Source organism: Streptomyces sp. NPDC058697 (assembly GCF_042715345.1).
In the GTDB taxonomy this organism is placed as follows: domain Bacteria; phylum Actinomycetota; class Actinomycetes; order Streptomycetales; family Streptomycetaceae; genus Streptomyces; species Streptomyces liliifuscus.
The window spans coordinates 673712-695375 of record NZ_JBHXSU010000003.1 but is presented as its reverse complement, the minus strand read 5'-3'; the positions used below and the strand labels follow the sequence as shown (position 1 = coordinate 695375).

Sequence of the window (21664 nt, the reverse complement as noted above, 5' to 3'; positions counted from 1 at the left end):
GGAGGCGGAGCCCCGAGCGGGGCTCCGCCTGTTCAGGCGGGGAGGTTCATCAGCGCGAGTGGGGTGGAGGTGGGTTGTTCGGATCCGCCGGTGGGTTCGATGGTGACGCCCATGCCTGAGGCGCCGTCGAGAGCACCGTGCATCAGGACCGACTGGTCGCTGCGACCGGGGTCCATCAGTCCGGCGGAGCGCATGGTGCCGTCGTCGTCGAACCACAGCTGGTAGACCTTGCCCCGGGGCGGGTCCGCCATCCCGGAGACAACGAACACGGCCTTGTCCTGGCGGCCGGAGACGGTGACGGTGCCGGTGGCTCCGCCGGGCAGTGTGGTGGCGCGGGTCCTGGCGTCCGGTGCTGCGAGCACGGCGGCGATCCGGTCCGTTTCCTGCACGGACCGCCGGGCCTCTTGCAAGGCGTCCTCGGCACGCTGGTGCTGCCACACCGTGGTGCCGCCGAGTGCGGCCGCCGCCGCGAGGCATGCGGCCAGAGCCCAGCGTGACAGCAGCCGCCCCGGCAGGGACTTGCGGCCCGATCGGGACAGGGCCGGCTCTCGGGGTGCTTCCTGGCGGACGGTGGTGATCCTGCGCAGCACCTGCTCGCGCAGTACCGGGCGAGGTGTGAGGGAGACGGCGAGACCCAGGCGGGCGGCGGTGGCACTCAGCTCGGCGGTCTCCTGAGCACATGCTTCACAGGCCGCGAGGTGCCGCTTGAACGCCTCGCGTTCCTCGTCGGACAGGGCGTGCAGGGCGTATGCACCGGTGAGGGTGTGCAGGTCGGCGGATGTCATGCGGTCACCCCCAGGCAGTCGCGCAGCCGGATGAGACCGTCGCGCAGTCGGGTTTTCACGGTGCCCAGCGGAAGCGTCAGTACTTCTGCCACCTGGCGGTATGTGAGTCCGCGGTAGTAGGCGAGCGTGACAGCCTGGCGCTGGATGTCGGTCAGGGTGCGCAGACAGCGCCGCACCTGCTCCCGCTCCAGCCGCGCCTCCACCTGCTCGGCCACCTCGTCGTACTCGGGCGTGTGATCCAGGAGCGCGGCCTTGTGATCCCGGGCGGATGCGGCCTCCGCCGAACGCACCCGGTCCACCGCCCGGCGGTGCGCCAGGGTGAGGATCCAGTTGATCGCCGTGCCGCGGTCCGGGCGGTAGCGGGGAGCAGTGCGCCACACCTCCACCAGGACCTCCTGGGCCACCTCCTCCGACTGCGCCTGGTCGCGCAGGACGGCGCGTACGACACCCAGGACCGAACTCACCACGCGGTCGTACACGGAGGCGAACGCTGCTTCCTCGCCCAGGGCGACCCGGCCCACCAGTTCCTGCAGATCCGGCTCGACGGATGGATTTCTACCGATGTGCACGGCTTCTTTCACGGTGGTCCTTCATGGTCGGGACATCTCCGGACGTAATCCGATCCCCGGACGGCCACGGATTGGTCCCACGCCCATGAAATCGCAGGTGAAACCGAACGGCACGGGCAGGAGGCAGCTGTCAGCCCTACGGATGAGGCCCTTCATACGGGCCGTGGCCGCGGCACTGCCGGACGACGGGGTCTTCCTGAGAGACGCGCAGTCCTGCGCGCCGCGGACACTCCACAGGTCCGGGCAGTGCCGGCACTGGCGCCCTGGTGTCCGGATGACGAACCGCCGGCCCACCTGTCAGGACAAGCGCGTCATCGTGATCCACGAAGACCGCGACCGCGTCGCCGACCCGCACCCGTCAGTCCCGTTCGTTCACCGGACCCGTACGACCGGAGCCGGACCCGACGACCTTCTCGTCTCGCTCCCGAACGCACCCTGCTGCTCTCCACTCCGCCGACACCGAACGGTCAGCCCGCTACGGTCGATGCCCGCTTGGCCGAGTTCCGTAGACGGTGTCCTACGTGGTGAGGCGGACGAGTCGTTCGTAGCAGCAGATGGCAGCGGCGAGTCCGGCCGCAGTCGGCTGTCGCGTTGATCGGGTTGATCGGGTTGATCGCGCTGTGTTGAACGGCCCTCAGCGCATCGGTGTTGACTGGCCGTCCGGGTTCTTGGCCAGTAGGGAGCGGACCTGTTCGTGGGAGTAGTGGGAGGCGGCGCCGATCCGGCGCAGTCCCCAGCCCTGGTCGCGGGCGGCGGCCATGGCGTCGAGCAGGGCGGGGGACAGCAGTTCCTCGCAGGAGCCGCGGACTTGGGCGACGGTGGCGAGACGCTGCTCGGGGGTGCAGGAGGCCAGGGCCTCGACCAGTTGGCGCAGTTGGCGGCGGACCTGGTCGGCCTGTCGGTTGATGGGCGGGGCGGCGCGGCTGGGCATGGCGTGCTCCTGTGGGTCAGGTGTGGGTGGGGACGCGGAGCAGGAGCAGGGCGGTGTCGTCGACGGCGTAGCCGCCGGTGTGGTCGGTGACGGCTTTGCGCAGGTAGGACAGGGTGGTGTGGGCGTCCATGGTGACGGTGGCGGCAAGGGCGGCAGCCAGGGCATCTTCGCCGAAGAACGGGCCGCGCTGGCGGGTGCGGGCTTCGGTGATGCCGTCGCTGTAGAGCAGGAGGGCGTCGCCGGCGCGCAGGGTGAACGTGGTCTCGCCCAGGCGGACCTGGTCGGGGTTCAGGAAGGTGGTGAGCATGGTGCCGGGGATATGGAGTTCCTCCACGGTGCCGTCGGCCCGGCGGATCAGCGCCGGGGGGTGTCCGGCGCTGGTGTACCGGCCGGAGACGCTGCCGTCGTCGCGTACTTTGAAGGTGGTCAGGGCCGCGGTCAGGAACCGGTCGCTGATCTTCTGGTCGAACAGGGCGTGGTGCAGGCGCCGCAGCACGGTGGCGGGGCGTGGGTGCTGGGTGGCCTCGGTACGCACGGTGTAGCGGGCCAGGGCGGTGACCTTCGCGGCTTCGATGCCCTTGCCGCACACATCCCCCAGGACCGCGCACCAGGTCTTGCCGGGGGTGCGGAACAGGTCGTAGAAGTCGCCCAGGACCTCGGCGTGGGTGGCGTCGGCGGGCAGGTGCAGGGCGGCGACGTCCAGCCCCGGGACCTGGGGCAGGCTCGGCGGGAGGAGGGACTCCTGCAGGGTGCGCGCGAGCTCGGCCGATGCGGCTCCGGAGGCGAGTGCCGCGCGCAGGGCCTGGCGCAGGGCGATCTCGGAGGAGACCGAGCGGGCCAGGGTCTTGAGGGACTCGCGCTGGGCGTCGGTGAACTGCCGTGCCTGGTCGTCGATCACGCAGAAGCCGCCGAGGACGTGTCCGTCCGGGGAGACCACCGGGTACCCGGCCCAGGCGCCGATGCCCAGAGCGCCGATCGCGGCCAGATCCTTGATCCGGGCGTCGGTGACCGCGTCCTCGGCGATCAGCGGCCGGCCGGTGGCGATCAGCAGATGGCAGGGGCTGTCGCGGATGTCGTTCTCGCGCCCGGCCGCGGGATCGATGCCCACCGCGCTCTTCCAGAACGAACGCCGTCCGTCGGCGACGGTGAAGAACGCCATGTCCGTCCCGGTGATGGCCATTGCCAGTCGGGCCAGGTCGTCGAAGGCTCCCTCGGGCTCGGTGTCCATCAGCTGGCTCTCGACCACCGCCCGCAGACGGTCGGGATCGAACACAGCCGCCGGCAGCTCCGGCGACGCCACCGTCTTCGCCTTCGCGGGAACAGGCCGAGGCCCTCCAGCCATGACTACCTCGATTCCCCTGCCGACGTGTTGGCACCCACAAGGTGTCAAGCAACTTGACGCCGCTCACCCTAAAGGTCCACACGAACGCGCGGTAGGCATAGCAAGGTCAAACCGGGGACAGCTCCCGCGACGTCAAGTGGCGGTGAGCCTCTTGGCAGGGGATGGACAAGCCGGACTGCTGTCGAAAAGGAGTGCCCTGCCAACGGGCAAGCATGATCCAGACCAACGACCGCTCGACAACCCAGCGGCGCGACGAGCAGGAGATGTTCGCCCTGTGCCTGCGGATCCTGCAATCGACCCTGCTCTACGTGAACACCCTCATGCTCCAGGACGTCCTCGACGAACCGGAGTGGGCCGACCTCCACCCGTGGACTTGGCACAACCTCGCTCTCGCCGGGTGACAGCCGGCAAACGGCAGACCGGCGAGCCGTCCGTAGATCATTTACGGGGCATGCCCTACCGAGAGCCAGAGCAGTATCTGACATGAAGGGTGCATGCGTTCCTAATCATGCGGACTCGTGCGGGTGGCCTACTCTGAAAGTGTGACGACGGCACTGGTCAGTGTGGTGATCGCTGCTTACAACTCGATGCCGTACCTTGACGAGACTTTGCGCAGCCTGTTCGGCCAGTCCTACCGGCCGTTGGAGGTCGTGGTCGCCGACGACGGCAGTAGCGACGGGACCGGGGATTACCTTGTGTGGGCGCGGCGCTGGCTGGCACCCGCCGACGTGTCCTTTGTGTATCTGGCCAATGTTGTCAACGAAGGAACGGGCCACGCGCGCAACCGCGGCCTGCGTGCCGCGAACGGCGACCTACTGACCGTGTTCGACCACGACGACGTGATGCTGCCCGGCGGTATCGAAAGCAGGGTGCGGTGGTTGCGTGAGAACGGCGGCGATGCGGTGTACGCGCGGCGGGACCGGCTGATCCATCAGGGTTCGGCTCGGGTGGTGGCGCATCGGGACGAGCCGTTCGAGTCGGACGGTTTCACGGCGCTGCGCAGCGCGCGGGATCAGCTCGTCTATCTGCGGCGGCGTCGCAGGACGTTTCCGCACACGACGTTGCTGTACCGGCGGGAGGTGCTCGGCGCGGTCGGGTTTCATCCGGAGGCACGGGCGCTGCTGGGGATGGAGCACTACGGGTGGCTCCTGAAGTTCCACCACCGCTATTGGGCGGGCGACCTGGGCGAGTCCGTGTTGCTGATGCGTCGTGGGCACCGCCCCGACCACCTGGCATTGCGGTGGAAGAACCATCCCGACTTCCCGCGCGTCTTCGATACCGTCCTGGTGCCGGCCATCGAGGCGGACCTCGCCGGAGGTTGACCGCCGGCAAAGGAAGAGGCCGTCCGCATCGCCGACGACACCGAGTTCGGCCGGTCCGGCGCCGTCTACAGCACCGACACCGAGCACGCCTTGCGTGTGGCCCAGCGGATCAACTCCGGCACCGTCAACGTGAACAACGGCATCACCGTCGACATCGGCATGCCGTTCGGCGGCGTCAAGCAGTCCGGCTACGGCCGTGAACTCGGCCCCGAGGGCCTGGCGGCTGACAGCAGCACGACCCCGGTCCACCGCGGCGAACCGGACCGTTCCTTCTTGTCGAAGTCGTGCCGCGACTGGCTCTGAGCAATCCCGGTGAAAGGCCCCGCCGGCCGGTCTACGATCGAGGAGGTCATCAATCACCGCATGACATCTGCCCGGTGACGGAGTCGGCGTGGGGTGCGCGTCCCCGCTCCACGCCACCACTGGACGGCTTCAGGCGCAGCCACGGGTCGGCACATCCGGACGCCGACGACCGAGGTGTGGCGCGTCCCGCCGGGCGGCGAAAGGGATGCGTCGTGCCTTCGGCTACGGCGAACTACCGCACGCTGCTGCGCACTTCGGGTGCCGCGGCCTTCTTCCTTCCGGCCGCCGTCGGGCGTCTGGGCATCGCCATGACGGGGATCGGCATCGTCTGGCTGGTGCACGCACGCACCGGGTCGTATGCCGCCGCGGGTCTCGTCACCGGCGGGTTCGCCGTCGCGGACGCCGTCGCCGGGCCCCAGATCGGGCGCCTAACGGACCGGTTCGGGCAGGCGCGGGTGCTTCCCTGCGCGCTGGCCGCGCATGCCGGGGCCGTGGCGCTGCTGCTCACCGGCGCCACCGCGGACCTCCTCGCCGGAGTGCTGGTCGGGGCGACGCTGCCCCAGCTCAGTGCCCTGTCCGCCGCTCGCTGGTCCGCCCTGCTGTCCGGCGAACGGGCTGCCGCGCTGCCCACCGCCTTCGCCCTGGAGGCCCTCGCCAACGGCGTGTCCTACCTGGCCGGCCCAGCCCTGGTGAGCGTCCTCGGTGCGGCGGGCCGCCCGGCCGCCGGGGTGCTGCTCGCCGCCGCGCTCGTCGTCGGCGGCGGGCTCGCCCTCGCCGCCCAGCGCCGCACCATGCCGCCCCTCACCGGCCGCGCCGAGCGCCGGCACGCCGGACGCGCCCTGCTCCGCTCCGCGTTCCTGCGGCAGGTCGCGCTCGGCCTCGCGCTCGGCGTGTTCTTCGGCGCGATGCAGGTGTCCGTCGCCGCGTACGCCGTCGGACGCGGCACGCCGGACTCGGCGGCGCTGCTCTACCTCGCCGCCAACTGCACCAATCTGGTGGGCGGTTGGGCCTACGGAGCATGGTGCCACGGCGGCTCACCCCGGCGCCGTCAGGCCGCGGCCGCCGCCGGTCTCACCCTCGCGAGCCTCCCGCTGACCTTCCTCGACGCGCCCCTCGCGGTCGGTGCCACCCTCGCCCTGACCGGACTCGCCGTGCCGGTCCTGCTGATCCTCACCTCCGTCCTCACGGACTCGTCGGTCCCGCGCGCCGTCCTCACCCAGGCCTTCACCTGGGGAAACTCCGCAAGCGCGGCAGGATCGGCGGGCGCCGCGGCCGTCGCGGGACGCGTGGTCGACACGGGCGGCGCGCACGGCGGTTTCGGTGTGGCGGCGGGGGCCGCGGCGGTGATGACGGTCCTGGCGCTCGGCGGCCTGCGGGACTCGTCACCGCCCGTACAGCCGAAGTCATCCGCGCCCGCGGAACCCGCGGCGCCGAACCCGCCGACCACGGACAGGGCGCCAGGGCGAAATCCCGGCTGAATCCCATCCGACTGGCCGTACCGTCGCGCCGTCGCACGCGGCGATGGCGGACCCGCCCGGGGCGGACCCGACCGGGGTGGAGAACGTCTTCCACACCGCGGTGGCGGTCGCGGTGGCCGTGGGGGACGGCGTGGGACTGGGCGTACGGGCGTCAGGGGTCGGGGTCGGCGTCGCGGTCGGACTTTGGTGCCGGGTCCCTGGCCGGGACCGGGAGACGGTGGCCCCCGCCGTTTTCGTCGACGTCGTGGTCCGTAGTACGAACCCGGCCCAAGGATCAAGGGAACCACTGGGAGGTCAAGGTCACAGCGGGTCCCTCTGCTGCTCACCTGTGGATCTGACCTAGCATCCGAGCATGACGGTCCTGCCTGACGACGGGCTCTCGCTGGCCGCCGAGTTCCCTGACGCGACCCATGAGCAGTGGCAACGCCTCGTGGCGGGCGTACTGCGCAAGTCGGGCAAGGAAGTCTCGGACGACGCAGCTGAGGACGCCCTGTCCACCACGCTCGAGGACGGGCTGCGCGCCCGGCCCCTCTACAGCGCACACGACTCCGCGCCGGATCCCGGCCTGCCCGGTTTCGCCCCCTTCATCAGGGGCGGCCGCGCCGAGGGCAACACCCTCGGCGGCTGGGACGTACGGCAGCGGCACACGGCCGCCGACAACGGCGCGGTCCTCGCGGACCTGGAGAACGGGGTCGCCTCACTGTGGCTGGCCGTCGGCGAGGGCGGCTTCCCCGTGTCGTCGCTCGGCCCGGTCCTCGACGGCGTCTACCTCGATCTGGCGCCGGTCGTCCTGGAGGCGGGGCGTGAAGTCGAGCCCGCCGCACGGGAGTTGCTGCGGCTGTACGAGGAGCGGGGCGTCGCGCGTGACGCCGCCCGTGGCAACCTCGGCGCCGATCCCCTGGGCCACGAGGCCCGTACGGGGGACGACGGGTTCGACTTCGCGCCCGTCGCCGCTCTCGCGCGGCTGTGCGCCGAGGAGTACCCGGGGCTGCGGGCGCTGACGGTCGACGCGTTGCCGTACCACGAGGCCGGCGGGTCCGCCGCGCAGGAGCTGGGCTGCTCGCTGGCGACCGGTGTCGCCTATCTGCGGGAGCTGACCGGGGCGGGGCTGAGCGTCGAACAGGCCGCCGCCCAGATGGAGTTCAGGTACGCGGCCACCGCCGACCAGTTCCTGACCATCGCCAAGCTGCGTGCGGCGCGCAGGCTCTGGGCCCGGGTCGCCGAGGTCTGCGGGGCGCCGGGCGGGCAGCTGCAGCACGCCGTGACCTCGCCGGTGATGATGAGCCGCCGGGACCCGTGGGTGAACATGCTGCGTGCGACGGTCGCCACGCTGGCCGCCGGTGTGGGCGGCGCCGAGTCCGTCACCGTGCTGCCCTTCGACCACGCCCTCGGACTGCCGGACGCGTTCGCCCGCCGGATCGCCCGCAACACCTCGACGATCCTGGTCGAGGAGTCGCATCTGTCCCGGGTGATCGACCCGGCGGGCGGCTCCTGGTACGTGGAGCGCCTCACCGACGAACTCGCCCACGCGGGCTGGGAGTTCTTCCAGTCCGTCGAGCGGGCGGGTGGCCAGGCGGTCGCCCTGCGGTCGGGGCGGGTCGGCGAGGAGCTGGCCGCCACCTGGGCGGCCCGCAGCGCGAAGCTGGCCAAGCGGCGCGAACCCGTCACCGGGGTCAGCGAGTTCCCGCACCTCGCCGAGCGGTTGGTGGCACGCGAGCCCGCACCCGAGCCGCAGTCCGGCGGACTCCCCCGGGTGCGCCGCGACGAGGCGTACGAGAATCTGCGGGCCCGCTCCGACGCCCACCTCGCGGCGACCGGCACCCGGCCGCGGATCTTCCTGGCGGCTCTCGGCCCGGCCGCCGCCCACACCGCCCGTCTCACCTTCGCCTCCAACCTGTTCCAGGCGGGCGGCATCGAGCCCGTCACCGAGGGCACCTTCGAGGACAGCGGGGCCACCGAGGCCTGTCTGTGCTCAAGTGACGCGCTGTACGAGGAGCAGGCCGCCGAGGTCACCGCGTCCCTCAAGTCGGCCGGCGCCGCCCATGTGTTCCTCGCCGGACGTCCCGGGCAGCACACCGGTGTCGACGCCTACGTCTTCGCGGGCTGTGACGCCGTAGCCGTGCTCTCCGCCACCCTCGACCGCATGGGAGTGTCCTGATGGAACCGACAGGACGGATCCCCGACTTCTCAGGGATCGAACTGGGGGTCCCGACCGCGGACGGCGGCCCCGACGAGTGGCGCGGCGCCGTCAAGAAGGCGGCCGGCGGCGACGACCTCCTCTGGGAGACCCCGGAGGGCATCGCGGTCAAGCCGCTCTACACCGGGCAGGACCTGGAGGGCCTGGACTTCCTGGGTACGTACCCGGGCATCGCCCCGTATCTGCGCGGCCCGTACCCGACGATGTACGTCAACCAGCCCTGGACGATCCGCCAGTACGCGGGCTTCTCCACGGCCGAGGAGTCCAACGCCTTCTACCGCCGCAACCTGGCGGCCGGTCAGAAGGGCCTGTCCGTCGCCTTCGACCTGCCCACGCACCGGGGTTACGACAGCGACCACCCGCGGGTGACCGGTGACGTCGGCATGGCGGGCGTCGCCATCGACTCCATCTACGACATGCGGCAGTTGTTCGACGGCATCCCGCTGGACAAGATGACCGTGTCGATGACGATGAACGGTGCTGTACTGCCCGTCCTCGCGCTGTACATCGTCGCCGCGGAGGAACAGGGCGTGCCGCCCGAGAAGTTGGCCGGGACCATCCAGAACGACATCCTCAAGGAGTTCATGGTCCGCAACACCTACATCTATCCGCCGAAGCCGTCGATGCGGATCATCTCCGACATCTTCTCCTTCACCTCGCAGCGGATGCCGCGCTACAACTCCATCTCCATCTCCGGCTATCACATCCAGGAGGCGGGCGCGACGGCCGACCTGGAGCTGGCGTACACGCTCGCGGACGGGGTGGAGTACATCCGGGCCGGGCGCGAAGCGGGCCTGGACGTCGACGCGTTCGCGCCCCGGCTCTCGTTCTTCTGGGCGATCGGCATGAACTTCTTCATGGAGATCGCCAAGATGCGGGCCGCGCGCCTGCTGTGGGCCAAGCTGGTCAAGCAGTTCGACCCGCAGAACGCCAAGTCCCTTTCCCTGCGCACCCATTCGCAGACCTCGGGCTGGTCGCTGACCGCGCAGGACGTCTTCAACAACGTCACGCGTACGTGCGTGGAGGCGATGGCGGCCACCCAGGGCCACACCCAGTCGCTGCACACCAACGCCCTCGATGAGGCCCTCGCCCTGCCCACCGACTTCTCCGCGCGCATCGCCCGCAACACCCAGCTGCTGATCCAGCAGGAGTCCGGCACGACCCGGGTGATCGACCCGTGGGGCGGCAGCGCGTACATCGAAAAGCTGACGTACGACCTCGCGCGCCGCGCCTGGCAGCACATCGAGGAGGTCGAGGCGGCGGGCGGTATGGCGCAGGCCATCGACGCCGGCATCCCGAAGCTCCGGGTGGAGGAGGCGGCGGCCCGTACGCAGGCCCGTATCGACTCCGGGCGGCAGCCGGTCATTGGCGTGAACAAGTACCGCGTGGAGACCGACGAGCAGATCGACGTCCTCAAGGTCGACAACTCCTCCGTACGCACCCAGCAGATCGAGAAGCTGCGGCGGCTGCGCGCGGAGCGCGACGAGCGGGCCTGCCAGGACTCGCTGGACGCCCTGACCCGGGCGGCTGGCGGTGAGGGCAACCTGCTGGAGCTGGCCGTGAACGCGGCCCGCGCCAAGGCCACCGTCGGGGAGATCTCCGACGCCCTGGAGAAGGTGTACGGGCGGCACGCGAGCCAGATCCGTACGATCTCCGGTGTGTACCGCAACGAAGCCGGCGCGTCCCCGTCCGTCGAGCGCACGCGCACGCTGGTGGAGTCCTTCGAGGAGGCCGAGGGGCGCCGCCCGCGCATCCTGGTCGCCAAGATGGGCCAGGACGGCCACGACCGCGGCCAGAAGGTGATCGCGACCGCCTTCGCCGACCTCGGCTTCGACGTCGATGTCGGCCCGCTGTTCCAGACACCGGGCGAGGTGGCCCGCCAGGCCGTCGAGGCGGACGTGCACATCGTCGGCGTCTCCTCGCTGGCCGCCGGGCACCTGACCCTCGTACCGGCGCTCAGGGAGTCGCTCGCCGAGGAGGGTCGCGAGGACATCATGATCGTGGTCGGCGGGGTCATTCCGCCGCAGGACGTGCCCACACTCCTGGAGATGGGCGCGGCGGCCGTCTTCCCGCCCGGGACCGTGATCCCGGACGCGGCGTACGACCTGGTCGAGCGTCTGGCCACCGACCTCGGCCACGACCTCTGAGCCCCATGGCGATCGACCTCGACACCTATGTGAAGGGCGTGCTCGACGGGAAGCGGGCGCTGGTGGCGCGTGCCATCACGCTCGTCGAGTCGACGAGGCCCCAACACCGGGCGATGGCACAGGAGTTGCTGACCGAGCTGCTGCCGCACAGCGGGCAGGCGCGGCGGATCGGCATCAGCGGCGTCCCCGGCGTGGGCAAGTCGACGTTCATCGACGCGTTCGGCACGCTGCTCACCTCGCTCGGATACCGGGTCGCTGTGCTGGCCGTCGACCCGTCGTCGAGCCGGACGGGCGGGTCCATTCTCGGCGACAAGACGCGTATGGAACGGCTGGCCGTCGACCCGGCGGCCTTCATCCGGCCCTCCCCAACTGCGGGCACGCTCGGCGGAGTTGCGAAGGCGACCCGGGAGTCGATCGTGGTGATGGAGGCGGCCGGCTACGACGTCGTACTCGTGGAGACGGTCGGCGTCGGCCAGTCCGAGACCGCCGTCGCGAACATGGTCGACTCGTTCCTGCTTCTCACCCTCGCCCGGACCGGGGACCAGTTGCAGGGCATCAAGAAGGGCGTCCTGGAGCTGGCCGACGTGATCGCCGTCAACAAGGCGGACGGACCGCACGAGCGTGATGCCCGGGGCGCGGCAAGGGAGTTGGCGGGCGCGCTGCGGCTGATGCATCCCGCCGACGCCGCCTGGACGCCACCGGTGCTGAGTTGCAGTGCCCGTGAGTCGACCGGCCTGGACACGGTCTGGGAGCGTCTCGAACAGCACCGTACACTTCTCGACTCGTCCGGCCGTCTCGCCGCCAAACGCCGTGACCAGCAAGTCGACTGGACCTGGACGATGGTGCGCGACGAACTCCTCGGCCGCCTGCACTCCGACCCCGCCGTACGCGCTCTCGGGCCCGATCTCGAACAGCGGGTCAGGAACGGCGAGTTGACGGCCACGCTCGCCGCCGAGCGCATTCTGCGGGCGTTCGGCGGCGAGCCGGACTGAGTACCGGATCCCGGTCGGAGGGAGCGGGACCGGGCCGGAGTGGGCGTGCGCTGCGCGTGTTCACTCCGGCCGGTGCGCCACCGGGTACGGGACGAACGTGCTGCTGTTCTGGTCGATCCGCAGCGGCCGGCCCAGGGGCGGTGCGGCGCGCTGGGGGCAGTCGAGGCGCTCGCAGACGCGGCAGCCCATGCCGATGGGGGTGGCGGCGGAGGCGTTGTCGAGGTCGAGGCCGTCGGAGTAGACGAGCCGGGAGGCGTGGCGCAGCTCGCAGCCGAGGCCGATGGCGAAGGTCTTGCCGGGCTCGCCCCAGCCGCCGCGATGGCGGGTGATCGCTCGTGCCGTCCACAAGTAGCGTCCGCCGTCCGGCATTTCGGCGATCTGGACATGGATGCGGCCGGGCGCCGCGAACGCCTCGTAGACGTTCCACAGCGGGCAGGTGCCGCCGGCGCGGGAGAAGTGGAAGTCGGTCGCGGACTGCCGCTTGGACATGTTGCCCGCGCGGTCGACCCGTACGAAGGAGAAGGGCACTCCGCGCAGCCGTGGCCGCTGGAGGGTGCTCAGGCGGTGGCACACGGTCTCGTAGCCGAGGCCGAAGCGGTCGGTGAGGCGCTCGATGTCGTAGCGCACCTCTTCGGCCGCCGCGTGGAAGGTGCGGTACGGCAGGATCAGCGCGGCGGCGAAGTAGCTGGCGATGCCGATGCGGGCGAGCGCGTACGTGGGCGAACCGGCGGGGAAGTCCTGGGCGGCCAGTCGGTCCAAATCGTCGCCGTACGCCAGCAGGGCGAGCTGGGTCGCCATGCGGAACGCGCGTTGTCCGGGGCGGAGTCTGTTGGACAGGTGGAGCGTGCGGGTCGCCTCGTCGTAGTGGTGCAGGTGACTGCCGGTGTGGTGCAGGTGACTGCCGGTCTCGGTGGTCAGTCGCACGCCGTGCCGGTCCGCGAGTGCCGCCGTCAGGGCCCGTAGGACGTCCCCGGGGGCGATGCCGATGTCCCCGGCGAGCCGTTCGGCCGCGAGATCGGTGTCGTGCAGGTAGTTCTGGCGGCGGTAGAAGAAGTCGCGGATCTCCTCGTGGGGCGAGCGGGGTCCGTCGTGCCCGGTGCCGTCCCGGCCGTCCGCGTCCCAGGCGAGCCGCTCGGCAAGGAGCTGGTTGCGGCGGCCCAGGTCGAGGAGAACCTTGGCGACCGCGGGCATCCGCGAGGCGAGTTCGGCGAGGTCGGACGGGGACACCCGGGCCTCGGCGATCTCGCCCTCCAGCGCCTCCCTCAGATCGGCCAGCAGCCGGCTCGTGTCGCGCTCCGAGAAGAAGCCGGCGTCGACGCCGAAGGCCTCGGTCAGTTTCAGCAGGACCGGCACGGTGAGCGGCCGCGAGTCGTGCTCCATCTGGTTGAGATAGCTGGGCGAGATGGCCAGGGCGCGGGCCAGGTCGGCCTGGCTCATCCGGCGTTCCTCCCGCAGCCTTCGCAGCCGCGCCCCCGCGTAGGTCTTGCTCACCGCACTCCTCCGTCGCCCCGTCCCGGACCGTCCCCGGACCGTCCCCGAACGGTTCCGTCGCCCCGTACCGGACGGTCGCCAGCGTATGCGAAGAACGACCGAACGCACCCTTCGCAAACTTGGCAAACAGAGCCGTGAAGATTCGCAGAAGTTGGCATTCGTCCACCATTGATGGCACTCAGTGCCAGTGCCAGAGTTCCAGTGCAGCCCGCCGGACGGCACTCCACTAGGCAACAGCACGGCGGGCTGCATCTTACTTACAGGCATGCAGTGCCAGGTTCCTCTGCAGCAACCAGGGACCTTGGCAGATCGCGCAACCGAGGAAGACGGTGAAGGCCATGACAGAGGCGAGCACGACGGCGAGGACGACAGCGGCCCAGGCCGAGGAGCTCACGCAGCGCTGGGCCTCGGACCCCCGCTGGCGGGGCATCCAGCGCACCTACGGCGCCGAGGACGTCGTACGACTGTCCGGCAGCGTCCGCGAGGAGCACACCCTGGCCCGGCGCGGTGCCGAACGGCTGTGGCGGCAGCTGCACGAGCAGGACTACATCCACGCACTCGGCGCGCTCACCGGCGGGCAGGCCGTACAGCAGGTGAAGGCCGGGCTCCAGGCCATCTACCTGTCCGGCTGGCAGGTCGCCGCCGACGCCAACCAGGCCGGGCACACCTATCCCGACCAGAGCCTCTACCCCGTCAACTCGGTGCCCCAGGTCGTCCGGCGCATCAACAACGCACTGCTGCGGGCCGACCAGATCGCCACCGCCGAGGGCGGCGACGACCGTACGGACTGGCTCGCGCCGATCGTCGCCGACGCGGAGGCCGGGTTCGGCGGCCCGCTCAACGCCTTCGAACTCACCAAGGCGATGATCGCGGCCGGTGCCGCGGGCATCCACTACGAGGATCAGCTCGCCTCGGAGAAGAAGTGCGGCCACCTCGGCGGCAAGGTTCTCGTGCCGACCTCGCAGCACATCCGCACCCTCAACGCGGCCCGGCTCGCGGCCGACATCGCGGACGTGCCGACCGTCGTCGTCGCCCGGACGGACGCGCTGGCCGCGACCCTGCTCACCAGTGATGTCGACGAGCGGGACGCCGAGTTCGTCACCGGGGAGCGGACGGCGGAGGGTTTCTACCGGGTGCGGGGCGGGATGGCTCCGGTCATCGCCCGTGGTCTCGCCTATGCCCCGTACGCCGATCTGATCTGGGTCGAGACCGGTACGCCGGATCTCGCGCAGGCGCGGGAGTTCGCGGAGGCGATCCATGCCGAGTTCCCTGACCAGATGCTGGCGTACAACTGCTCGCCGTCCTTCAACTGGAAGGCGGCGCTGGATGATGACCAGATCGCCAAGTTCCAGCGGGAGTTGGGGGCGATGGGGTATCGGTTCCAGTTCATCACGCTGGCCGGGTTCCACTCGCTGAACCATGGGATGTTCGATCTCGCTCGTGGTTATGCCGAGCACGGGATGACGGCCTATGTCGACCTTCAGGAGCGGGAGTTCGCCGCGCAGCGGCACGGGTTCACTGCCGTTCGGCATCAGCGGGAGGTTGGGACGGGGTATTTCGACCTGGTGTCCACCGCTGTGAATCCGGCCTCTTCCACGACTGCGTTGTCCGGGTCCACCGAGGAAGAGCAGTTCCACTAGGTCCGGTTGTTGGGTGCGGGTGCGTTGTGGCTGGTCGCGCAGTTCCCCGCGCCCCTTAAGGGGCGCCACCCTCGTTCGCGTGTTCATGAGGAGAACCCGATGTCCATCAGTTCACTGACTCATCACGTCCGCGTCCTCGGTGCTCCCGGCGACCGTCACGACGAGATTCTCACCCCCGCCGCCCTGGACTTCGTCGGGCGGCTTGCCGGTGCCTTTGGCGAGCGGCGGCAGGAGGTCCTGAAGGAGCGCAGGCGGCAGGCGATACGGATCGCGGCCGGTGCTCCGCTCGACTTTCCGATTGCCACCTCTGCCGTTCGCGGGGACAGGTCCTGGCGGGTGGCACCGCCGGCCCCCGGGCTGGAGGACCGACGGGTGGAGATCACCGGGCCGCCCGAGCGCCGTATGGCCGTCAACGCGCTCAACTCCGGTGCGCAGGTGTGGATGGCGGACTTCGAGGACGCCACCGCTCCCACCTGGGACAACGTCATCGGCGGTCAGCTCACCCTGCTGGATGCCATCTCGCGGCGGATCGACTTCAGCACAGCGGAGGGGAGGGAGTACCGGCTCGGTGACCGCCTCGCCACTGTCATGGTGCGTCCGCGTGGCTGGCATCTGCTGGAGGAGCATCTGGAGTTCGGCGGCCGTCCCATACCCGCCTCCCTCGTCGACTTCGGGCTGTACTTCTTCCACTGCGCTCAGCGTCAGATCGACGCCGGGTACGGGCCGTACTTCTATCTGCCGAAGCTGGAGAACCGGTACGAGGCCCGGCTGTGGAACGACGTCTTCGTTCTCGCCCAGGAGTTGCTCGGCATCCCCCGGGGCACGGTCCGTGCCACCGTGCTCATCGAGACGATCACCGCCGCCTTCGAGATGGAGGAGATCCTCTACGAGCTGCGTGAGCACAGCGCCGGCCTCAACGCGGGCCGCTGGGACTACCTGTTCAGCCTGATCAAGACCTTCGGGCACCGCACCGACTTCCTGCTGCCCGACCGGGCGAAGGTGACCATGACCGCGCCGTTCATGCGCGCGTACACCGAGCTGCTGGTGCGCACCTGCCACCGGCGCGGTGCCCATGCCATCGGGGGCATGGCCGCGCAGGTGCCCGGCAGGGACCCGGCCGCGCGTGAGGCGGCTCTGGCCAAGGTCCGCCTCGACAAGGAGCGCGAGGCGGAGGACGGCTTCGACGGCTCCTGGGTGGCCCACCCCGGCCTGGTGCCCGTGTGCCGGGAGGTTTTCGACACCGTACTCGGCGACCGGCCGCACCAGATCGACCGTACCCGCGACGACGTGGAGGTGACCGCCGCGGACCTGCTGTCGGTACGCCGTGTCAGCGGGCCGCCCACGCCGGAAGGCGTGCGTACGAACATCGCGGTCGCCCTGCGCTACTTCGACGCCTGGCTTCGCGGGCAGGGGGCCGTCGCCCTGGACGGGCTGATGGAGGACGCGGCGACCGCCGAGATCACGCGGGTGCAGATCTGGCAGTGGCTGCGGCACCGGGTGGTCGAGAGGGAGACCGTGGAGCGGCTGCTCGACGACGAACTCGCCGCGCTCGGCGCCCAGTACCCCTGGGCGGCCCTCGACGAGGTGCGGGAGCTCTTCGAACGGACCGCGCTGGCAGGCGAGTTGCCGTTGTTCTTCACCCCTGACGCCTACAGCCGTCACCTTGTCCGGCACGCGGAGGCACAGTATCGGGAGGGACGAGCATGAGCGGGGACATCAGCCGGGACATCCGCCGGGTGGGCGTGGTCGGCGGCGGCCGGATGGGCGCCGGGATCGCCGAGGTGTGTGCCAGGGCCGGCCTCGACACCGTCGTGTGCGAGGTGGACGCCATGGCGGCCCGTGCCGCACGGGAGCGGGTGTCGGCCTCCCTCGACCGGGCGGTGCGGCGCGGGAAGCTGGACCGGGACTCGGCGCGGGACGCCCTCGACCGGCTGGCCTTCACCCAGGCCCTCGAAGACCTCGCCGACCGGCAGCTCGTCGTCGAGGCCGTCGTGGAGAACGCGGACGCCAAGACGGAGGTCTTCGCCGCGCTGGACAAGATCGTCGAGGATCCCGGGGCGATCCTCGCGACCAACACCTCGTCCCTCCCGATCATGCGGCTCGGCATGGCGACGAGGCGTGCCGACCGGGTCGTCGGGCTGCACTTCTTCAACCCCGTTCCCGTGCTGCCGCTGGTGGAGATCGTGGCCTCGCTCCACACGGCGCCCGGGACGGTCGGGGCCGTCGAGGACTTCGCCACCCGGGTCCTCGGCAAGACCGTGGTCCACGCGCGGGACCGGGCGGGCTTCGTCGTCAACGCCCTGCTCGTGCCCTATCTGCTGGCCGCGATCCGCATGGCCGAGTCCGGTTTCGCCACCGCCACCGACATCGACGCGGGCATGGAACTCGGCTGCGCCCACCCCATGGGACCGCTCAGGCTGGCGGACCTGATCGGCCTCGACACCGTCGCCTCGATCGCGGAATCCCTCTACGACGAGTTCAGGGAGCCGCTCTACGCCCCTCCCCCGCTGCTCCAGCGGATGGTGGAGGCCGGGCTGCTGGGCCGTAAGACGGGCCGCGGGTTCCACGTGTACGACGCCGTCCGGCAGCCGGGCATTTGACGGCAGGGCCTAAGCTGACCGTGCAGCTGGTTCGCCCCGTCCGCCAGGCGGGATGCGTCGCAAGAGGGAACCCGGTGGGAATCCGGGACTGCCCCGCAGCGGTGAGCGGGAACGACCGCCGTCATACGCACTGGGCCCCGAGAAGCGGGACCTGGGAAGCGACGGCCAGTAGGTGCCCTCCGTACGGAGGGCGTGCCCGCGAGTCCGAAGACCTGCCATCTGCCCGTGCGCGACCGATCGCGTACGGACAATCCCGGTGACCTCGTGGGCGGGTCAGGCGTACATATCCGGCGGACGACCGCGCATGCCGCGCGAGGTGCCTCTGCCGGGTTCGTCACCCCTTCGCGCCCACGTCCCGTCCCGGGATCTCAGGGAGACATCTCGCGAAGGAGAGTTCCGTGACATCGAAGTCCGCAGCCGCGGCGGCACGGGCCACCGTGTACGGCTACCCCCGTCAGGGCAGGGGCCGGGAACTGAAGAAGGCGATCGAGGGGTACTGGAAGGGCCGCGTCGACGCCGACGCCCTCCGGGCCACCGCCGCCGAACTGCGCCGCACCAACTGGCGGCAGCTGGCCGAGGCCGGCATCCACGAAGTGCCGACCGGCGACTTCTCGTACTACGACCATGTCCTGGACACCAGCGTCATGGTCGGCGCGATCCCCGGGCGCCACCGCGCCGCGGTCGAGGCCGACGCGCTCGACGGCTACTTCGCGATGGCCCGCGGCACCCAGGACGTGGCGCCGCTGGAGATGACGAAGTGGTTCGACACCAACTACCACTATCTGGTCCCGGAGTTGGGCCCGGACACCGTCTTCACCGCCGACTCCGCGAAGCAGGTCGCCGAGCTCCACGAAGCCCTCGCGCTCGGCCTCACCGCCCGGCCGGTCCTCGTCGGCCCCGTCACCTATCTCCTGCTCGCCAAGCCCGCGCCCGGTGTGGCCGCGGACTTCGACCCGCTGACCCTGCTCGACCGACTGCTCCCGGTGTACGCCGAGGTCCTCTCCGATCTGCGGGCGGCGGGCGCGGAGTGGGTCCAGCTCGACGAGCCCGCTCTGGTTCAGGACCGCACCCCGGCCGAACTGAACGCCGCCACGCGCGCCTACCGCGACCTCGGCGCACTCACCGACCGTCCGAAGCTGCTGGTCGCCTCCTACTTCGACCGGCTCGGCGACGCCCTGCCGGTGCTGGCCAAGGCCCCGGTCGAGGGCCTCGCGCTCGACTTCACCGAGGCGGCCGCCGCCAACCTGGACGCCCTGGCCGCGGTGGGCGGACTACCCGGCAAGCGCCTGGTCGCGGGCGTGGTCAACGGACGCAATATCTGGGTCAACGACCTCACCAAGTCCCTCGCCACGCTCGGCACCCTGCTGGGACTGGCCGACCGGGTCGACGTGGCCGCGTCCTGCTCACTGCTCCACGTGCCGCTCGACGCCACCGCCGAACGGGACATCGAGCCGCAGATCCTGCGCTGGCTCGCCTTCGCCCGGCAGAAGACGGCCGAGGTCGTCACCCTCGCCAAGGGGCTCGCCCAGGGCACGGGCGCGATCACCGGCGAACTCGCCGCCAACCGGGCCGCCCTGGCATCCCGCGCGAACTCGCCCATCACCCGTGACCCGGCCGTGCGGGCGCGGGTCGGTGCGGTCACGGACGCCGACTCCCGCCGCTCCCAGCCGTACGGCGAACGCGCCGCCGCGCAGCGTGCCCACCTCGGTCTGCCGCTGCTGCCGACCACCACCATCGGCTCCTTCCCGCAGACCGCCGAACTGCGTGTCGCCCGCGCCGATCTGCGGGCCGGGCGCATCGACACGGCCGGCTACGAGGAGCGCATCAAGGCCGAGATCCAGGAGGTGATCTCGTTCCAGGAGAAGGCCGGCCTGGACGTCCTGGTGCACGGCGAGGCCGAACGCAACGACATGGTCCAGTACTTCGCCGAGCAGCTGACGGGGTATCTCGCCACGCAGCACGGCTGGGTGCAGTCCTACGGCACCCGTTACGTCCGTCCGCCGATCCTGGCCGGCGACATCTCCCGCCCCGAGCCGATGACGGTGCGCTGGACGACGTACGCCCAGTCCCTGACCCGGCGCCCCGTCAAGGGCATGCTCACGGGGCCGGTCACCATGCTCGCCTGGTCCTTCGTCCGGGACGACCAGCCGCTCGGCGACACCGCCCGACAGGTCGCCCTCGCCCTGCGCGACGAGGTCAACGACCTTGAGACGGCCGGGACTTCGGTCATCCAGGTCGACGAACCCGCGCTGCGCGAGACCCTGCCGCTGCGGGCCGCCGACCGCCCCGGCTATCTGGCGTGGGCCACCGAGGCGTTCCGCCTCACCACCGCCGGGGTCCGGCCGGACACCCAGGTCCACACCCACATGTGCTACGCCGAGTTCGGTGACATCGTCCAGGCGATCGACGACCTCGACGCGGACGTCATCAGCCTGGAGGCCGCCCGCTCCCACATGCAGGTCGCCCGCGAGCTGGCCGCGCACGGCTATCCGCGCGAGGCCGGGCCCGGTGTCTACGACATCCACTCCCCGCGCGTGCCGAGCACGGACGAGGCGGCGGCCCTGCTGCGCAAGGGACTTGAGGCCATCCCGGCCGAACGGCTCTGGGTCAACCCCGACTGCGGCCTGAAGACCCGCGGCTGGCCCGAGACCCGGGCGTCCCTGGACAACCTGGTCGCGGCCGCGCAGGCGGTACGCGCCGAACTGCCCACCACCGGCTGATCCGACCGATCCGCATGATCCGGTCCGGCTGATCGGTCCGGCTGATCCGATCCGACCGGCCGGGGGCGCCTGTGTCCCCGGCCGTCGCGTCGGAGGCCCTGCCCCGTCAGGTGAGTTCTGCCGCCACCAGCTCGGCCGCCCTGGCGACCAGCGGGTTCTCCGTGGGCCCGTCGGCGGCGTACTTGGTCGACAGGACCGACAGCACCAGGGGCGGCCGCCCGGGAGGCCATACGACGCCCACGTCGTTGGCGACCCCGTACTGCGAACCGCCCCCGGTCTTGTCCGCGAGCGTCCAGTCACTGGGCAGGCCGGCACGGAAGCGCTCGGTGTTGGTGGTGTTGGCGATCAGCCACCCGGTCAGCCGTTCGCGGTCCTCGGCCGGGAGCGCCCTGCCGATCACGAGCCGCGCGCCGGTCCGGCCGATGGCGCGCGGGCTGGTGGTGTCGGTCCTCCGCCACGGTTCCGCCGAGTTCAGCTCGGGCTCCCACCGGTCGAGCCGGGTGATCCTGTCCCCGGTCGAGCGGCAGAACCGGGTGATCGCGGTCGGTCCGCCCAGCTCGCGCAGGAGGAGGTTCGCGGCGCCGTTGTCGCTCTGGGAGACGGCGGCGGAGCACAGCGCCTCGACCGTCATGCCATTCGCGACGTTCTCGTCCGTGCTCGTGATCGGGGCGTAGCCCGCGGCCGTGACGTACTCCTTGGTGTACCGGATGCGCCGGGCCAGGAACTCACCGTCGCGGTCGAGGTCCCTCAGGACTGCCGCGGCCGTGAGCATCTTGAACACCGAGCACATCGGGAAGCGTTCGTCGGCGCGGTAGGCCACGGTCCGGCCCGTGGCCGTGTCGTGGGCGAAGATCCCGAGGCGCGCGGAGTACTCCCGCTCCAGGTCACCCAGCTGTCCGGCGAGGCCCTTGCCGTCGGGGGTCGAGGCATGCGCCGCCGTCGGGGCGGTGACCGCCAGCGCCGCTCCGGCGCCCAGGGCCAGTGCCGTGCGGCGGCTCGGGCGTGAGCTGAAGCGGGCGGCACGAGAGCCGGGACCGAAACTGGAGCTGGTGCTGGTGCTGGAACTGGAATTCGTGCTGGGACCGGAGCGGGATCCTGTGGTGTCCAAGGCCGTACTTCCTGTTCGTGCGGGCGTGACGTTCCTTTC

16 protein-coding genes, 1 pseudogene and 1 riboswitch are annotated in these 21664 nt (G+C 70.9%); of the genes and pseudogenes, 11 read left to right on the top strand and 6 right to left on the bottom strand.

Annotation, left to right across the window (positions count from 1 at the left end; genetic code table 11):
* Positions 1 to 32: 32 nt before the first annotated feature.
* The 4 genes from ACFWXQ_RS10810 to ACFWXQ_RS10795 all read right to left on the bottom strand — a co-directional run bounded on the left by ACFWXQ_RS10810 (position 33) and on the right by ACFWXQ_RS10795 (position 3627).
* Positions 33 to 785 (bottom strand): anti-sigma factor domain-containing protein, encoded by a 753-nt coding sequence (locus ACFWXQ_RS10810; protein WP_383949273.1) that lies wholly within the window; start codon positions 783 to 785, stop codon positions 33 to 35.
* The gene (locus ACFWXQ_RS10805; RefSeq protein ID WP_383949271.1) at positions 782 to 1366 is read right to left on the bottom strand and encodes a sigma-70 family RNA polymerase sigma factor; all 585 of its coding nucleotides are present in this window, start codon (positions 1364 to 1366) and stop codon (positions 782 to 784) included. The genes ACFWXQ_RS10810 and ACFWXQ_RS10805 overlap by 4 nt, the downstream gene beginning before the upstream one ends.
* A gap of 622 nt (positions 1367 to 1988) precedes the next feature.
* Positions 1989 to 2285 (bottom strand): hypothetical protein, encoded by a 297-nt coding sequence (locus ACFWXQ_RS10800; RefSeq protein WP_383956642.1) that lies wholly within the window; start codon positions 2283 to 2285, stop codon positions 1989 to 1991.
* Between the two features lie 16 nt (positions 2286 to 2301).
* The gene (locus tag ACFWXQ_RS10795) at positions 2302 to 3627 is read right to left on the bottom strand and encodes a PP2C family protein-serine/threonine phosphatase (protein ID WP_383956645.1); all 1326 of its coding nucleotides are present in this window, start codon (positions 3625 to 3627) and stop codon (positions 2302 to 2304) included.
* A gap of 212 nt (positions 3628 to 3839) precedes the next feature.
* Between ACFWXQ_RS10795 and ACFWXQ_RS10790 the strand changes: the two genes are divergently transcribed.
* The 7 genes and pseudogenes from ACFWXQ_RS10790 (at position 3840) to meaB (ending at position 12066) form a co-directional block, all read left to right on the top strand.
* Complete coding sequence (locus ACFWXQ_RS10790; protein WP_383956648.1) at positions 3840 to 4028, top strand: Tn3 family transposase; 189 nt, start codon at positions 3840 to 3842, stop codon at positions 4026 to 4028.
* A 141-nt stretch (positions 4029 to 4169) separates the two neighbouring features.
* On the top strand, positions 4170 to 4949 hold the full coding sequence (locus tag ACFWXQ_RS10785) for a glycosyltransferase family 2 protein (RefSeq protein ID WP_383956651.1): 780 nt from the start codon (positions 4170 to 4172) through the stop codon (positions 4947 to 4949).
* 21 nt (positions 4950 to 4970) lie between these two features.
* Positions 4971 to 5252, top strand: a pseudogene (locus ACFWXQ_RS10780) (aldehyde dehydrogenase family protein); the annotation flags it as partial.
* 212 nt (positions 5253 to 5464) lie between these two features.
* A complete protein-coding gene (locus tag ACFWXQ_RS10775; protein WP_386267972.1) occupies positions 5465 to 6730 on the top strand; it encodes an MFS transporter in 1266 nt (421 codons plus the stop codon).
* 352 nt (positions 6731 to 7082) lie between these two features.
* Positions 7083 to 8888 (top strand): methylmalonyl-CoA mutase family protein, encoded by a 1806-nt coding sequence (locus ACFWXQ_RS10770; protein ID WP_383944265.1) that lies wholly within the window; start codon positions 7083 to 7085, stop codon positions 8886 to 8888.
* A complete protein-coding gene (gene scpA, locus ACFWXQ_RS10765; protein WP_383944267.1) occupies positions 8888 to 11074 on the top strand; it encodes a methylmalonyl-CoA mutase in 2187 nt (728 codons plus the stop codon). The genes ACFWXQ_RS10770 and scpA overlap by 1 nt, the downstream gene beginning before the upstream one ends.
* Before the next feature lie 5 nt (positions 11075 to 11079).
* Positions 11080 to 12066 carry a methylmalonyl Co-A mutase-associated GTPase MeaB gene (gene meaB, locus ACFWXQ_RS10760; RefSeq protein ID WP_383944269.1) on the top strand — a complete coding sequence of 329 codons (987 nt, stop codon included), beginning with the start codon at positions 11080 to 11082 and terminating at the stop codon, positions 12064 to 12066.
* A gap of 60 nt (positions 12067 to 12126) precedes the next feature.
* Here the strand turns inward: meaB and ACFWXQ_RS10755 are convergent, their stop codons facing one another.
* Entirely contained in the window at positions 12127 to 13557 is a 1431-nt protein-coding gene (locus tag ACFWXQ_RS10755; protein ID WP_383944271.1) for a short-chain fatty acyl-CoA regulator family protein, read from the bottom strand.
* 338 nt (positions 13558 to 13895) lie between these two features.
* On the opposite strand from ACFWXQ_RS10755, the gene aceA reads away from it, so the two are divergent.
* From aceA to metE, 4 genes are all read left to right on the top strand, one after another.
* Positions 13896 to 15197 (top strand): isocitrate lyase, encoded by a 1302-nt coding sequence (aceA, locus tag ACFWXQ_RS10750; protein WP_383944274.1) that lies wholly within the window; start codon positions 13896 to 13898, stop codon positions 15195 to 15197.
* A 99-nt stretch (positions 15198 to 15296) separates the two neighbouring features.
* Positions 15297 to 16904, top strand: a complete 1608-nt coding sequence (aceB, locus tag ACFWXQ_RS10745; protein ID WP_383944276.1) for a malate synthase A — start codon at positions 15297 to 15299, stop codon at positions 16902 to 16904.
* Positions 16905 to 16912: 8 nt separating this feature from the next.
* The gene (locus tag ACFWXQ_RS10740) at positions 16913 to 17797 is read left to right on the top strand and encodes a 3-hydroxybutyryl-CoA dehydrogenase (RefSeq protein ID WP_383944329.1); all 885 of its coding nucleotides are present in this window, start codon (positions 16913 to 16915) and stop codon (positions 17795 to 17797) included.
* Between the two features lie 10 nt (positions 17798 to 17807).
* Positions 17808 to 18032, top strand: a riboswitch (cobalamin riboswitch).
* A gap of 163 nt (positions 18033 to 18195) precedes the next feature.
* Positions 18196 to 20517: a 5-methyltetrahydropteroyltriglutamate--homocysteine S-methyltransferase gene (gene metE / locus ACFWXQ_RS10735; protein WP_383944279.1), complete on the top strand. Its 2322-nt coding sequence runs from the start codon at positions 18196 to 18198 to the stop codon at positions 20515 to 20517.
* 106 nt (positions 20518 to 20623) lie between these two features.
* On the opposite strand, the gene bla is transcribed toward metE, so the two are convergent.
* Entirely contained in the window at positions 20624 to 21499 is an 876-nt protein-coding gene (gene bla, locus ACFWXQ_RS10730) for a class A beta-lactamase (protein WP_383944332.1), read from the bottom strand.
* Positions 21500 to 21664: the final 165 nt, after the last annotated feature.